Annotated in this window: 14 protein-coding genes; 8 read left to right on the top strand and 6 right to left on the bottom strand. The window is 73.6% G+C overall.

The window, feature by feature from the left end:
- Nucleotides 1–26: 26 nt before the first annotated feature.
- Together AC1Q5D_RS06005 and AC1Q5D_RS06000 are read left to right on the top strand one after the other, a co-directional pair.
- Nucleotides 27–989 (top strand): LysR substrate-binding domain-containing protein, encoded by a 963-nt coding sequence (locus AC1Q5D_RS06005; RefSeq protein WP_481737660.1) that lies wholly within the window; start codon nt 27–29, stop codon nt 987–989.
- Nucleotides 990–998: 9 nt separating this feature from the next.
- Nucleotides 999–1,280, top strand: coding sequence for a hypothetical protein (locus AC1Q5D_RS06000; protein WP_481737659.1), 282 nt, complete (start codon nt 999–1,001; stop codon nt 1,278–1,280).
- A gap of 101 nt (nt 1,281–1,381) precedes the next feature.
- Here the strand turns inward: AC1Q5D_RS06000 and AC1Q5D_RS05995 are convergent, their stop codons facing one another.
- The 4 genes from AC1Q5D_RS05995 to AC1Q5D_RS05980 form a co-directional block, all read right to left on the bottom strand.
- Nucleotides 1,382–1,768, bottom strand: coding sequence for a four-helix bundle copper-binding protein (locus AC1Q5D_RS05995; protein WP_481737723.1), 387 nt, complete (start codon nt 1,766–1,768; stop codon nt 1,382–1,384).
- A gap of 101 nt (nt 1,769–1,869) precedes the next feature.
- The gene (locus AC1Q5D_RS05990) at nt 1,870–3,021 is read right to left on the bottom strand and encodes a cation diffusion facilitator family transporter (RefSeq protein WP_481737658.1); all 1,152 of its coding nucleotides are present in this window, start codon (nt 3,019–3,021) and stop codon (nt 1,870–1,872) included.
- A complete protein-coding gene (locus tag AC1Q5D_RS05985) occupies nt 3,018–3,458 on the bottom strand; it encodes an ArsR/SmtB family transcription factor (RefSeq protein WP_481737657.1) in 441 nt (146 codons plus the stop codon). Before AC1Q5D_RS05985 ends, AC1Q5D_RS05990 begins: the two co-directional genes overlap by 4 nt.
- Nucleotides 3,459–3,497: 39 nt before the next feature.
- Nucleotides 3,498–4,505 carry an Lrp/AsnC family transcriptional regulator gene (locus AC1Q5D_RS05980; RefSeq protein ID WP_481737656.1) on the bottom strand — a complete coding sequence of 336 codons (1,008 nt, stop codon included), beginning with the start codon at nt 4,503–4,505 and terminating at the stop codon, nt 3,498–3,500.
- 121 nt (nt 4,506–4,626) lie between these two features.
- Between AC1Q5D_RS05980 and AC1Q5D_RS05975 the strand changes: the two genes are divergently transcribed.
- From AC1Q5D_RS05975 to AC1Q5D_RS05965, 3 genes are read left to right on the top strand one after another with little or no spacing between them, the layout of a single operon-like run.
- Nucleotides 4,627–5,385 (top strand): DUF5058 family protein, encoded by a 759-nt coding sequence (locus AC1Q5D_RS05975; protein ID WP_481737655.1) that lies wholly within the window; start codon nt 4,627–4,629, stop codon nt 5,383–5,385.
- Between the two features lie 16 nt (nt 5,386–5,401).
- Nucleotides 5,402–6,115, top strand: coding sequence for a hypothetical protein (locus AC1Q5D_RS05970; RefSeq protein ID WP_481737654.1), 714 nt, complete (start codon nt 5,402–5,404; stop codon nt 6,113–6,115).
- 44 nt (nt 6,116–6,159) lie between these two features.
- A complete protein-coding gene (locus AC1Q5D_RS05965; protein ID WP_481737653.1) occupies nt 6,160–7,395 on the top strand; it encodes an amidohydrolase in 1,236 nt (411 codons plus the stop codon).
- A gap of 242 nt (nt 7,396–7,637) precedes the next feature.
- Here the strand turns inward: AC1Q5D_RS05965 and AC1Q5D_RS05960 are convergent, their stop codons facing one another.
- Complete coding sequence (locus AC1Q5D_RS05960) at nt 7,638–8,366, bottom strand: FadR/GntR family transcriptional regulator (RefSeq protein WP_481737652.1); 729 nt, start codon at nt 8,364–8,366, stop codon at nt 7,638–7,640.
- 175 nt (nt 8,367–8,541) lie between these two features.
- Complete coding sequence (locus AC1Q5D_RS05955) at nt 8,542–10,281, bottom strand: L-lactate permease (RefSeq protein ID WP_481737651.1); 1,740 nt, start codon at nt 10,279–10,281, stop codon at nt 8,542–8,544.
- Between the two features lie 234 nt (nt 10,282–10,515).
- Here AC1Q5D_RS05955 and AC1Q5D_RS05950 point away from each other — a divergent pair, with 234 nt between their 5' ends.
- Genes AC1Q5D_RS05950 through AC1Q5D_RS05940 form a run of 3 tightly spaced genes read left to right on the top strand, consistent with a single transcriptional unit; the run spans nt 10,516 to nt 13,519 of the window.
- Nucleotides 10,516–11,316, top strand: coding sequence for a (Fe-S)-binding protein (locus AC1Q5D_RS05950; RefSeq protein ID WP_481737650.1), 801 nt, complete (start codon nt 10,516–10,518; stop codon nt 11,314–11,316).
- Nucleotides 11,313–12,893, top strand: coding sequence for a lactate utilization protein B (locus AC1Q5D_RS05945; RefSeq protein WP_481737649.1), 1,581 nt, complete (start codon nt 11,313–11,315; stop codon nt 12,891–12,893). The genes AC1Q5D_RS05950 and AC1Q5D_RS05945 overlap by 4 nt, the downstream gene beginning before the upstream one ends.
- Complete coding sequence (locus AC1Q5D_RS05940) at nt 12,890–13,519, top strand: LutC/YkgG family protein (RefSeq protein WP_481737648.1); 630 nt, start codon at nt 12,890–12,892, stop codon at nt 13,517–13,519. The genes AC1Q5D_RS05945 and AC1Q5D_RS05940 overlap by 4 nt, the downstream gene beginning before the upstream one ends.
- The last annotated feature ends 73 nt before the right edge of the window (nt 13,520–13,592 follow it).

Raw genomic sequence — 13,592 nt, 5'->3', positions numbered from 1 at the left:
CGGACGACGGCGCTTACGCTGGTGCGGTGTCCGACTTCACGCTGAGGCAGCTCCAGTACTACGTGTCCGTCGCGGACGCGGGGTCGATCTCCGCCGCGGCGAGCGCGCTGCACGTCTCCCAGGCCGCCCTGTCCCAGGCGCTCACGGAGCTGGAGCGCATCGTCGGGACGCAGCTGCTGGTGCGCCACCGCGCCCGCGGCGTGGTCCTGACGGCGTCGGGCCAGCAGTTCCTCCACGACGCCCGCGACCTGGTGCGGCACGCCGAGGAGGTCACGCAGCGGGTGGCCGAGCGGCAGCACCGGCTCGTCGGGCCCTTCGGGCTCGGCTGCTACATGACGCTGGCCCCGTTCTGGCTGCCGGCCATCGCCGAGGGGTTCCTGCTGCCGAACCCGGGCCTGACCGCCCGGCTCGAGGAGGGGGACGCCGCGGAGCTGCAGCGCCGGCTGCTCGACGGCTACCTGGACGCCGTCATCACGCACACGCGGCACGTCGTGCAGGGCGTCGCGTCGAAGACCATCATGCCGGGCCGCCCCTACGTCCTGCTTGCGGCCGGACACCCCCTGGCGCGGCGGGGCAGCATCCGCCTCGAGGAGCTGGCCGACGAGCCGTTCGTTTCGCTGGACATCCCGACCGTGCGGGACAACCAGCTCGTGAACCTGCGGCTGTCCGGGCTCGATCCGAGGATCGCGTGGCGGTCCCGCAGCTTCGAGGCCGTGCGCGGGATGGTGGCCCGCGGCCTGGGCTACACGGTCCTGGTCCAGCGGCCCCCCGTGAAGGAAAGCTACGACGGGCTGCCCCTGGCCGAGGTGGAGATCGAGGGCGAGGTCGGGCACAGCGACATCTGCGTCGCGTACGTGGCGACGCGCCGCCCCAGCCTGCGCCTGCGCGCGTTCCTGGAGTTCTGCGAGGAAACCGGGCGGGCGCGCCAGCGCACCGGCGTGACGAACGGCTCAGTCGAGGACGACGGCGGCGGGCGGCCGGGTGCTTAGGCTGAGGTCATGTTGGAGCTACCGAAACCCATCGAGCTGGCCTTGGAACGGCTGGCAGCCACCTCCGCCGTCCGGGACGCGGCGGGGCTGAAGCGGACGGACGAGTCGGTGCTGCGGACGGCCCTCGACGAGGCGCGCCTCGAGGGGCAGCCGGTGCCGATCCAGACGGTCGTGGACCGGTGCCACGAACTCGAGATGGAGCCTGACGACGTCCGGAAGGTGACCGACTGGGTCCTCAAGGCCCAGGCGGGGCGCCGGCTCGTCCCGCCCAAGCGCCCCGTGCGCTCGTAGGCCCGGCCGCCGCGGCGCGGGACCAGGCCGCCCGGCGGCCGGAAGCCCGGCGCGCCCCGGCGCCCACGGCGGTGCGTCCGGGCCCGTCCTGCCTTTCGGGCCTACCGGGCCGAGCCGAGCAGCGCCGCGCACGCCTCGGCGCACTGGCGGCAGGCGTCCGCGCACACCTTGCAGTGCTCGTGCATCGACGCGTGGGAGGAGCACTCGGCGGCGCAGGCGCGGCAGGCGGCCTCGCAGGCCTCGAGGACCTCGCGCAGGACCTCCGTGTTCCAGCCGGTCCGGGAGAGGATCCGGGCCGTGGCCGCGCAGACGTCCGCGCAGTCCTGGTTCAGGCGGATGCAGCCGCGCAGGTCGGCGACCATCTCCTCGGACAGGCACGCGTCCGCGCAGGCCGTGCACGTGGCGGCGCAGTCCAGACACGCGGCCACGCACTCGGCCAGCAGCGCCTTGTTCTGGGCCTCCTGCGTGTTGGGGTGGGTCGCCAGCATGCGGCTGAGGTGTTCCACGGGGACTCCTCCTTCGGCGTCGGTTCCCGCCGGGCGGCGGCCCGGCCGTTGCCGCCCACCGTAGGGACGCCGGCCGCCTTTGGCTAGGGTCGGCCGACGGCGGGGGCCACCCGCAGGCGGACCTCCCCGATCCCCGGGACGCCGGCCCGCAGCGCCGCGTCGGCGCGCCGCTCCAGGGCACGGATGTCGGCGGCGGGGACATCGTCGTCGACCGGGCACGTGAGGAGCGAGTTGAGCCGGTGGCCGCTCCACGCCAGCTGCACCGTGCTGCCCGCCGGGAGCACGGGCGCCAGCGCGTGTTCGGCCCTGGCCAGCAGCCGCGGGTCGATGCCGTCCATCAGCCGCCGGCCGACATCCCGGGCGGTGCCCCACAGCAGTACGAAGATCGCCGCCGAGATCAGCAGTCCCACGATCGGGTCGGCCAGGGGCAGCCCGAGCATGACGCCGCCGGCCCCGGCCACGACGGCCAGGGACGTGAACCCGTCGGCCCGGGCGTGGACGCCGTCGGCCACGAGCGCCGCCGACCCGATCCTCCGCCCGACCCGGATCCGGTACAGGGCCACCAGTTCGTTGCCCACGAACCCAACGACGCCGGCCGCGAGGACCCACCCCGCGTTCTGGACCGGCTGCGGCTCGAAGAACCGGCGGACGGACTCCACGCCCGCGACCACGGCGGACAGGGCGATCATCGCCACGATGAACAGCCCCGCCAGGTCCTCCGCGCGGCCGAAGCCGAAGTTGAAGGTGCGCGTGGGCGCCCGGCGCCCGAGCACGAAGGCGATCCACAGCGGGACCGCGGTCAGCGCGTCCGAGAAGTTGTGCACCGTGTCCGCCAGCAGGGCGACCGACCCGCTGACCACGACGACCACCAACTGCGCCAGGGCCGTGGCTCCGAGGCCGACCAGCGAGATCTTCACGACCCGGATGCCCGCCCGGCTGGATTCGAGCGCGTCGTCGATCGAGTCCGCCGCGTCGTGGCTATGCGGCACGAACAGCCCGTGCAACACGCCGCGGAGGCCGGAAGGGTGGTGGTGGTCGTGGTCGTGGTCGTGGTGGTGGGCCCCGTGGCCGTGTCCGTGGTCGTGCTCGTGGTCCGGGTGGTCGTGGGCCCCGTGGTGGTCTCTCGCCGAATGCCCGGGGGCGGCGCCGTACCCGTGGGCGGCGTCGCCCGCTCGGTGATCGTCGTGTGCCGGGGTGCCCTCGACCGGCCGGCGCGTCTCCCTGGCCTCGCTCACCGGACCGTCACCTCCGGGGCCGGGACGCCGTCGGCGTTCGCCCCCGGGGCGGCCGTGGCCCCGCGGGCGGCGCCGTGCCCGTGGGCGGCGCCGCCCCGGTGGTGGCGCGGCACCGCGTCGAGGGCGTGCTCGGCCTGGAAGATCGCATCCGCGACGAGCTGCCGTGCGTGGCCGTTCGCCAGGCTGTACAGCACGCGGGTCCCGTCCTGGCGCGGGGAGACCATGCGCGCCAGACGCATCTTCGCCAGGTGCTGCGACACCGCGGCGGGGGCCTTCCCGACGATCCGGGCGATCTCGCCGACGGGCTGCTCCCCGTCCCGCAGCGCCAGCACGATCCGGACCCGCGTGGCGTCGGCAAGCATCGCGAAGACCTCCACGGCCAGCTCCACGTATTCGCTGTCAGGCCGGAGCGATTCGCTGTTCATATCTGCGTGCATACGCAGATTATTGCAGAGGGGTCGGCGGGGGTCGACCGGTTACCAGTACGCGGGCGGCTCCGTCAGCAGCCCCTGCGCCCGCCCCTGCGGGTCAAGCGCCCAGCCGACGCGCTTCGGGATGTTGGACAGCACGACGCTCTCGGCGATGCGGAGGTGGGGCAGGGCGTCCTCGAGGCGCGTTTCGACCTCCGTGATTTCCGCGGCGGTCCGCAGCCACATGAGGAACATGAAGTTCGTCGGCCCCGTCGTCGAGGCGCAGAGGCGCAGGCTCCCCATGGCGCCCAACCGGGCGGCGGCCGCGGCGTGCTCCGACGTCGGAAGCCGCGCGAACCACTGGCAGACGATCGGAAAGCCCAGCACCCCCTGGGCCACGTCGGCCCGCAGGGAGATCCGGCCGCTGGCCAGGGCCCGCTGCAGCTGGCGGCGGGCGGTCGCGGGCGCCAGGCCGCTCCTGGCGGCGACGTCGACCGCGGTGGCCCGCCCGTCGTGGGCCAGCGCCCGCGCGATGTCTCCGAAGGCGGGCGGCGCGGTGCCGCGGTCCGGGGGACTGGTCTCGGTGCGGCGGACCAGCTCGACCGTCTCCGCCCGCGAGAGGGCGCCGGTGCGCCAGGCGTAGGCGCCGCTGTGGAGGGCGGTGCAGAACGAGGACTCGTACCGCAGGAGGCCCGGAACGGCGTCGAAGGCGGGGTAGACGACCTCGCGGAGATAGCGCGGCTCGGGCACGATGACGGTCAGGAGCAGGTCGCGCCCGCTCTGCGACTCCTCGATGGAGAAGACCTCCGGGACCGCGCACAGCCTGGCGACGACGTCGGTGCGCGAGCCGGGCTCGCAGTGGACGCTGTGGAACGAGAGCGTCATGTCCTCCGGACCGCCGCGCGGGTGCGCGGTCACCCACAGGACGCCGCCGTCGCGCAGCCGTTCGAAGCGCTCGGCAAGCGACGTCGGGTGGCGCCCCAGGACGTCGCCGAGCGTGGTCCACGGCGCGCGCGGCGCAAGCTGGAGCGCGTGGACCAACCGCAGGTCCTCCTCGTCGACGGATGTGAGCATATTCTCGCCTCCAGGCCTATTTCGTGTAACTTTCTTGGGAATTCTACGTGAGTGACGATCATCACGCGGACACTGGAGTGGTCAGGCGCACACGCGCACCAGCCAAGCCCGGGAAGGCGCCATGCTCCCCTCTGCCACCGCCCCAGGGTCATCGACCGACATCCTGGCCGTCGCCAACCTGCCCGTGCTCTGGGCGGCCGCGATCGGCGTCTTCGTCGTGATCATTGTCCAGTCCGTCATCTACATGAAGGCGGCACACAAGGCCGGCCCCTACGTCGGCATCAGCCGCGAGGAGCTGCGGCACTCGTTCCGCTCCGGCGCCGTCGCCGCGATCGGCCCCTCGCTCGCCGTCGTCATCGTCGCCGTGGCGCTGCTCGCGCTGTTCGGTACCCCCGGCGTCCTCGTCCGCATCGGCCTGATCGGCTCCGCCGCCTACGAGACCGGCGCCGCGACCATCGCGACCGGCTCGATGGGCGCGACCCTCGGCGGCGACGCGTACACGCAGAACGCCTTCGCCGTCGCATTCTTCGCCATGAGCGCCGGAGGCGCCATGTGGATGCTGGCCACGCTCATCCTGACGCCGCTGCTCAAGCGCGGCGAGGACCACCTGACCAAGGTCAACCCGCTGCTGCTGACGGTCATCCCCGGCGCCGCACTGCTGGCCGCGTTCCTGTCCCTCGGCATCGCCGAGGTCCCCAAGAGCGGCGCCCACACCGTCGCCCTCATCGCCGCAGGCCTGATCATGGGCCTCTGCACCTTCCTCGCCGCCCGGCTCTCCAAGCCGTGGATCCGCGAATGGGGTCTCGGCATCGCGATCGTCGCCGGACTCTTTGCCGCCTACTTCGCCGACCAGGCCGGCCTCGGCCTGGGCGTGGCCTGACCCGAAAGGACCCACCATGAGCACCATCCAGGGAACCGAGGGCGTCTCCACCGCGGCGATGCACCGCTACGAGACGACCACCAACCGCTGGGGCCGCCTCACGATGATCATCGGTCTGATCATCTCGCTGTCCGGCCCGCTGTACCTGATCTTCTTCGGCAACCTCGGCATCCAGGCCACGCAGCTCTGGACCGCCTTCGCCGCCGTCGCCGGCACGTTCTTCATCATCTGGCTCGTCGAGCCCGTGACCTACTTCCCGATCCTCGGCCCGGCCGCGATGTACCAGGCCTTCATGATCGGCAACATCTCCAACAAGCTGCTGCCCTCCGCGCTGGTGGCCCAGGACAACATCGGCGCCAAGCCCGGCACGCCCCGCGGCAGCCTGGCCGCCTCGATGGCCATCTGCGGCGCCGCGGCCGTCCACCTGCTGTCCCTGCTGGTGTTCGTCGGCGTCCTCGGGACCTGGCTCGTGAGCATGCTCCCCGAGTCCGTGATGGAGGTCGTGCGCACGTACGTGGTCCCCTCCGTCTTCGGCGCCGTGGCCGTCCAGTCGATCATCAGCGTCCGCCGCCTGCGCCCGACGGTGATCGCCCTCGTCGTGGCCGTCCTGGTCCAGCTCGTCCTGGTCCCGGCCTTCCCGAAGCTCGCGTTCGTCGCCACCGGCATCTGCGTGATCGCTACGATCATCCTGGCGTGGTTCCTGCGCCCCCGCGGCGCCGAGACCGCCTGACCGCTCGGCCCACCGACTCCCGACCGCACCACCGAAAGGACACCGTGGACACGACGACCGCCGCCCTGCCCGAGCTCGATGCCGCCGCGCGCGAGGACCTGATCGCCACCTACCGGCACCTGCACCGCACGCCGGAGCTGTCGATGCAGGAGCACGCCACGGCCGACTACATCGCGGGCCGGCTGGACGGGCTCGGCATCGAGAACTTCCGCAGTGGCGGCACCGGCGTCGTCGGCATCCTGCGTAACGGCGAGGGCCCCACGGTCGCCTTCCGCGCCGACACCGACGGCCTGCCGATCCAGGAGGCCACCGGCCTCGACTACGCGAGCACGGCCACGGGCGCCCTCGACGACGGCACCGAGGTGCCCGTGATGCACGGCTGCGGCCACGACACCCACGTGGCGTGCCTGCTGGCCGCCGCCGGGCTGCTGGTCCGGGAGCGCTCGGCCTGGTCCGGTACGTTCGTGCTGCTGTTCCAGCCGGGCGAGGAGACCGCCGCCGGCGCGAAGGCCATGGTCGAGGACGGGCTCTGGGACCGGGCGCCGCGCCCCGCCGTCGTCCTGGGCCAGCACGTCATGCCGATCCCGGCCGGCGAGATCCGGTACATCGAGGGCAACGCGATGGCGCTGGCGGACTCGTGGAAGGTCACGCTGCGCGGCCGCCAGTCCCACGGCTCGCAGCCGCAGGATGCGATCGACCCGATCGTGCTCGGCGCGCACATCGTGACGCGGCTGCAGACCGTCGTGTCGCGGGAGCTGGACGCGCGGCGCTCCGCCGTCGTCACCGTGGGCACGTTCCACGCGGGGCTGAAGGAGAACATCATCCCGGACCGCGCGGAGTTCACGCTGAACATCCGCTCCCTCGACGAGGAGACGCGGGAGACCGTGCTGGCCGCTGTCCGGCGCATCATCCTGGCCGAGGCCACCGTCTCCGGCGCCCCCGAGCCGCAGATCGAGGAGCTCTACCGCTTCCCGCTGCTGGTTAACGAGCCGGAGTGGACGCGGGAGGTGGCCGCGGCGCTGCGCGGCGCGATCGGCGGGGACAAGGTCATCGAGTCCGAGCCCCTCATGGGGTCCGAGGACTTCGGCACCCTCCCGGCGGCCGCGGGCGTGCCCGGGGTCTACTGGTACTTCGGCGGGCACTCCGCCGCGACGCTCGCCGGCCAGGACGTGCCCAAGAACCACTCGCCGTTCTTCGCCCCCGAGGAGGCTCCCACGCTGGAGACCGGCACCCGGGCGGCCACCGCGGCGCTGCTGGCCGCCTTCCGCCGCGGGGCGTAGGGCCCGGCACCCGGGCGTCCCCGCGGCGTCCGGGGGTCCCGGCGGCGTCCGGGTGGCAGTGGGGACGCCTGGGACACATCGCCGGCGCCGCCCGGGCTCATCGGCGTCCCCATGCGGCGTGTCGCGCACGACACGCCGCGTTCCCGTGGGTCGGGCCGGTCGGATGTGTCCCAGCCGTCCCCCGGGTGTGTCCCAGCCGTCGCAGCCGCCCCCGCCGCGGGGCCGCGCGTGCCTGTCGGGGCCTAGGCCAGGCCCCGGGTCGTCGAGTAGAACCACTCGATGTGCTCGCGCAGCAGGCGGGAGGCCTCGGCCCCCCGGCCTGCGCCGACGGCGTCGAGGATGCCGTGGTGCTGGCAGCGCAGGGTCTCGGCGACCGGGCGCCAGGCCTCGTCGCTCGGGACGGACTCCCGGACGTAGTCGCTGATCGCGAAGCGGAGCGACTCCATGATCGCCTCGATGACCGCGTTGCCCGCCAGTGACGAGAGCAGCACGTGGAACCGCGCGTCCAGCGCGTGGAACTCCTCGCGGCCCAGGTCCGGGTCGTCCATCTGCCCGAGCAGGTCCGCGGCCTCGGCGAGGACCCGCTGGCGCCGCTCGGGATCCGCGTCGGGGTCCGCCGTCTCCGCCGCCCAGGTCTCCAGCAGGATGCGCGTCTGCACGATCTCCTCGACGCTCAGGCTGGCCAGGGCCACGTGCATGCGCAGCGCCGTGGAGATGCCGGAGGCCGGGTTGGAGATCAGCACCGCGCCGGAGGACGGCCCCGACCCCGTGGCCGTCCGCACGACCCCCATGATGTCCAGCACCCGGATCGCGTCGCGGACCGAAGCCCGCGAGATCCCGTGCCTCTCCGCCAGGGCCCGCTCGCCCGGCAGCTGGTCCCCGAGCTTGAGCTCGCCGGAGCGCAGCTGCGCCTCGATGCTGTTCAGGACGGTCTCGTACGCCTTCGGCGCGGGTCGCTTGGGGGTGGTCACCGGACAATCCTGCCACGCGCCGCGGTGGGGGCGGGGCTGGGCCACGGCAGCCTGCGGCCGGACGCCGCCGCGGGCTCCGGGCGGCGGAACGCTGCGGCCCACGCGGACCCGCGCGGGGACGCGGCAGCCCGCCCCCGCGCGGTGCGGGAGCGGGCTGCGGGGGAGGTGCCGGGGCCTACGGCGTGGGCAGCATCCACGACAGGACCGGCGTCGACTGCAGGTAGACGAGCAGGCACAGGAACGCCAGCATCCCGACCGACCAGCCCGCGACCTTGCGCAGGATCACCGACTCCTTGCCCTCCATGCCCACCGCCGTGGCGGCGATGGCCAGGTTCTGCGGGCTGATCAGCTTGCCGACCACGCCGCCGGAGGTGTTCGCGGCGACGAGCAGGGCCGGGTCGATGCCGGCGTTGTTGCCGGCCGCCTGCTGCAGCTTGGCGAACAGCGCGTTCGCGGACGTGTCGGAGCCGGTGACGGCGGTGCCGATCCACCCGAGGATGGGCGAGAGGAAGGCGAACGCGGCGCCGGTGCCGGCGAGCCAGGTGCCGATCGTGATGGTCTGCCCCGAGAGGTTCATGACGTAGGCGAGCGCCAGCACGGTCACGATCGTCAGCCCGGCCCAGCGCATCGAGTAGACCGTCCGGCCGATCTCGGCGATCGCGCGCCCCAGGGTGATCCGGTACTTGCCGCCGCCGTCGAACACCGAATAAACGACGGCGACGACGAGGCCCGTGATGAGCAGGAGCGTGCCCGGGCTCGAGAGCCACGAGAACGTGTAGGTCGTGGCGGAGAGCGGCTCGCCGGCCGCGTCGACGACGCGCTCGTGCAGCAGCGGCCACTGGACCTTCGCGTCCGTGGCGGCGAGGGCGCCGGGGACGTCGGCGCCGAGGGTCCACAGCTTCGCGACGCCGAACACGACGATCACGAGCAGATACGGGAAGAGCGCCAGGAACGTCGGCCCCGGGAGCAGGCGGCCGGGCTCGCGGTGCCCGCCCGCGCCGCCCTCGGTCGCCGTGGCGCCCTGGGCGGGCCCGCCGTCGGCGGCCGCCGTCGCGCCGTGCGCGAGCACGCGCTCGCGCGCCTCCTCGCGCCCCCGCGGGGTCCAGAAGCGGAGGAAGACGACGGCGGCGGCCATGCCGGCCAGGGACGCCACGATGTCGGTCAGCTCGTAGGCGAAGAACGTGGCGCACAGGTACTGGGCGACGGCGAAGGCCGCGCCGATGACGAGCGTGGCCGGCCAGCACTCGCGCATGCCCCGGCGCCCGTCGAGGATGAAGAGCAGCAGGGTGGGCACGATGAGGGCCAGGAACGGGGCCTGGTGGCCGACGATCGCGCCGATGTGCTCCGGCGGGATGCCGGTCAGCCCGCCGGCGGTGGTGATCGGGATGGCGACGGCGCCGAACGCCACGGGGGCGGTGTTGGCCACGAGCACGGCCGCGGCGGCGCGCAGCGGCGCCATGCCGAGCGCGATCAGCATCGTCGCCGTGATGGCCACCGGCGCGCCGAAGCCGGCGAGGGCCTCCAGGAGGCCGCCGAAGCAGAACGCGATGAGCACGGACTGCAGGCGGACGTCGCCGCCGCCGATGACGTCGAAGACCCGGCGCAGGTCCTCGAACCGCCCGCTGGCGACCGTGACCTGGTAGAGCCAGATCGCCATGACGACGATCCAGACGACCGGGAACGCGCCGAACACCGCCCCGAGCCCGGCGGAGGCGAAGGCCAGCTCCGCGGGCATCCGGAAGACGAAGACGGCGACCGCGAGGGCCACCGCGAGCGAAACCAGGCCGGCCGTGTAGGCGCGGGTCCGCACGATGGCGAGCAGGACGAAGAACGCCACCAGCGGCAGCAGGGAGACGACGGCGGATAACGCGATGCTGCCCATCAGGGGATCGGTCGCCGGGGTGAAGGTGTCCATGCGGGTCCTCGGGTCGAAGGGGAGGGAGACTGTGGTCAGGCCACTGTGGTCCGACCACTGTAGCGCACATCATGCCCCAGCGGTGAGGGGAGTCACAGGATTTTTCCGTCCGGCGCTCGGGCGTGGGCGGGAACCGCGTGATTCCGCGCCTCGGCGCTTCGCTGGCGGGCCGCTGGACGTGACCGGCGCCTCGGCCTATAGTGGTCTGACCACATGCCGCCGCGAAGGGATCCCATGAGAATCGCACTGTTTGCCACGTGCATCGTCGACGCGATGTATCCGGACACGGCCCGCGCGACCGTGCGGATCCTCGAGCGGCTCGGCCACGAGGTCGTCTTCCCGGCCGGGCAGGCCTGCTGCGGGCAGATGCACCTGAACTCCGGCTACTTCCCGGAGGCCCTGCCGGTCGTCCGCAACCACGTCGACGCCTTCGACACCCAGGACTACGACGTCGCCGTCGCCCCGTCGGGCTCGTGCGTCGGCTCCGTGCGCCACCAGCACCCGATGCTCGCCGACCGGTGCGGCGACGCCGCCCTGAAGCGCCGGGCCGAGGCCGTCGGCGCCCGCACCTACGAGCTCGCCCAGCTCCTCACTGACGTCCTGGCCGTCACGGATGCCGCCGCGCAGCTGGGCAGCTGGTTCCCGCACCGCGTCACGTACCACCCCTCCTGCCACGGCATGCGCCTGCTGCACCTGGGGGACCGGCAGCTCGACCTGCTGCGCACCGTGGGCGGGATCGAGGTCGCGGAACTGCCCGAGGCCGACCAGTGCTGCGGCTTCGGCGGGACGTTCTCCGTCAAGAACGCGGACGTCTCGTCGGCGATGCTCGCGGACAAGGCGGAGAACATCGCGTCCACGGGGGCCGCGCTGTGCACCGGCGGAGACGCCTCCTGCCTCATGCACATCGGCGGCGGCCTGTCCCGCGCCGGAGCGGCGGCCACCACGCTGCACTTCGCCGAGATCCTCGCCAGCACCCTCGAGGAGCCCGCCGCCGTCGACGGTCCGGTCGCCGTCGGCCGGGGGGTGGCCCGGTGAGCGCCGTCTTCGTCGGCATGCCGGCCGTCCCCGCGCCCGGCCACGGCAACCTGCACGCGGCCGAGGCGTTCCCGGCCGCGGCGCGGCACGAGCTCGGCAACGCGCAGCTGCGCGCCAACCTCCGCCACGCGACGCACACCATCCGCGACAAGCGACTGAACGTGGTCGGCGAGCTGCCGGACTGGGAGGCCCTGCGCGACGCTGGGTCCGCCATCAAGGAGCGGGCCATGGCGGACCTGCCCGCCCTGCTCGAGCGCTTCGAGGCCGCGTTCACGGCCCGGGGCGGCACCGTCCACTGGGCCCGCGACGCCGAGGAGGCCAACCGCATCGTCACGGGCCTGGTCCGGGCCACCGGCCAGACCGAGGTCGTCAAGGTCAAGTCCATGGCCACCCAGGAGATCGGCCTCAACGAACACCTCGAGGCCGAGGGCATCGCCGCCACCGAGACCGACCTCGCCGAGCTCATCGTCCAGCTCGGCCACGACAAGCCGAGCCACATCCTGGTGCCCGCGATCCACCGCAACCGCACCGAGGTCCGGGACATCTTCCGGCGCGAGATGCCCGGGGCCGGCGACGACCTCACGGACGAGCCGCGGCGCCTGGCCATGGCCGCCCGCGCCCACCTGCGCGCCAAGTTCCTCTCGGCCAGGGTCGCGATCTCGGGCGCCAACTTCGGCATCGCGGACACGGGAACGCTCGGCGTCGTCGAGTCCGAGGGCAACGGGCGCATGTGCGTCACGCTGCCGGAGACGCTGATCACCGTCATGGGGATCGAGAAGGTCCTGCCCACCGCGGAGGACCTCGAGGTCTTCATGCAGTTGCTGCCGCGCTCCTCCACGGGCGAGCGCATGAACCCCTACACGTCCCTGTGGACCGGCGCCGCGCCTGACGACGGGCCCCGGGACGTGCACGTGGTTCTCCTCGACAACGGCCGCACCCGGGCCCTCGCCGACGAGTACGGCCGTTCCGCCCTGCACTGCATCCGCTGCAGCGCGTGTATGAACGTCTGCCCGGTCTACGAGCGCACCGGGGGGCACGCCTACGGCTCCACCTATCCCGGCCCGATCGGCGCCATCCTCTCGCCCCTGATGACGGGCATCGAGGCCGAGGAGAACAACTCGCTGCCGTACGCGTCCAGCCTGTGCGGGGCCTGCTACGACGCGTGTCCGGTGAAGATCGACATCCCGTCGATCCTCGTCCACCTGCGGGCCGCCGACGTCGACTCCCGGCGCGGCAAGGCGCGCGTGCCCTCCCAGATGGACGCGCTCATGAAGGGCGCGCAGTGGGCGCTGTCCTCGGGCAGCCGGCTCGCCCTGCTGGAGAAGGGCCTGCCGCTGGGCCGGCTCGCGGCAGGCCGGGACAAGAAGATCAAGCGCCTGCCCGGCATCGCCGCCGGCTGGACGGCCTCCCGCGACCTCCCGGCCCCGCCGAGCCGGTCCTTCCGGGACTGGTGGAAGGCCGAGCGGGGGCACGGGGACGGCGGCGGCGCGGCCCGCGCCGCCGGCGCGGACCCGGACGACCGCGGCGCGCCCGGCCCCACGGGATCCGCCACCAACGAGAAGGGGGAGCGCCCGTGAGCGACGCCCGCACCGAGATCCTCGACCGCATCCGGGTCGCGCTGGCCGACGCGCCCGCCGTCCCGGAGGTGCCCCGCGGCTACCGCCGCGCGGGGGACCTGGCGCCCGACGCGCTCGTCGAGCTGCTCGTCGACCGCCTCGAGGACTACAAGGCGAACGTCGCCGTCGTGCCGGCCGCCGACGTGCCCGCGGCGATCGCGCGCCTGCTCGCGGACGCGGACTCGTTCGTCGTCCCGCACGGCCTGCCGGCCGGGTGGGTGGACGACGGCGACGCCCGCCGGCGGGTGGACGCCCCGGGCGCCCGGCTGTCCGTGGAGGAGCTGGACCGGACCGCCGCCGTCGTCACGTCCTCCGCGGTGACCGTCGCCGAGTCCGGGACCATCATCCTCGACGGCGGCCCCGACCAGGGGCGGCGCGCCATCAGCCTGGTGCCGGACCACCACGTGTGCGTCGTCCCGGAGTCCGGCATCGTGCGGCTGCTGCCGGAGGCGCTGCCGCGGCTCGACACGACCCGGCCGCTCACGTGGATCTCGGGCCCCAGCGCGACCAGCGACATCGAGCTCGAGCGCGTCGAGGGCGTGCACGGGCCGCGGCGCCTCGACGTCGTCATCGCCACCGGCGCGTAGCCGGTCCCCGGACACGGCGAAGGGGCCGGGGCGGCTGACACGCAGCCTGCCGCCCCGGCCCCTCTCGTCGGTG

The organism is Arthrobacter paludis (assembly GCF_056782315.1).
This window is presented reverse-complemented; position numbering and strand designations above follow the sequence as displayed.

What these genes read in the sequence shown, in the direction of transcription:
- AC1Q5D_RS06000 (WP_481737659.1), top strand. Translation starts at nt 999, where the DNA reads ATGTTGGAGCTACCGAAACCCATCGAGCTGGCCTTGGAACGGCTGGCA.
- AC1Q5D_RS05995 (WP_481737723.1), bottom strand. Translation starts at nt 1,768, where the DNA reads ATGCTGGCGACCCACCCCAACACGCAGGAGGCCCAGAACAAGGCGCTG.
- AC1Q5D_RS05985 (WP_481737657.1), bottom strand. Translation starts at nt 3,458, where the DNA reads ATGCACGCAGATATGAACAGCGAATCGCTCCGGCCTGACAGCGAATAC.
- AC1Q5D_RS05980 (WP_481737656.1), bottom strand. Translation starts at nt 4,505, where the DNA reads ATGCTCACATCCGTCGACGAGGAGGACCTGCGGTTGGTCCACGCGCTC.
- AC1Q5D_RS05975 (WP_481737655.1), top strand. Translation starts at nt 4,627, where the DNA reads ATGCTCCCCTCTGCCACCGCCCCAGGGTCATCGACCGACATCCTGGCC.
- AC1Q5D_RS05970 (WP_481737654.1), top strand. Translation starts at nt 5,402, where the DNA reads ATGAGCACCATCCAGGGAACCGAGGGCGTCTCCACCGCGGCGATGCAC.
- AC1Q5D_RS05955 (WP_481737651.1), bottom strand. Translation starts at nt 10,281, where the DNA reads ATGGACACCTTCACCCCGGCGACCGATCCCCTGATGGGCAGCATCGCG.
- AC1Q5D_RS05950 (WP_481737650.1), top strand. Translation starts at nt 10,516, where the DNA reads ATGAGAATCGCACTGTTTGCCACGTGCATCGTCGACGCGATGTATCCG.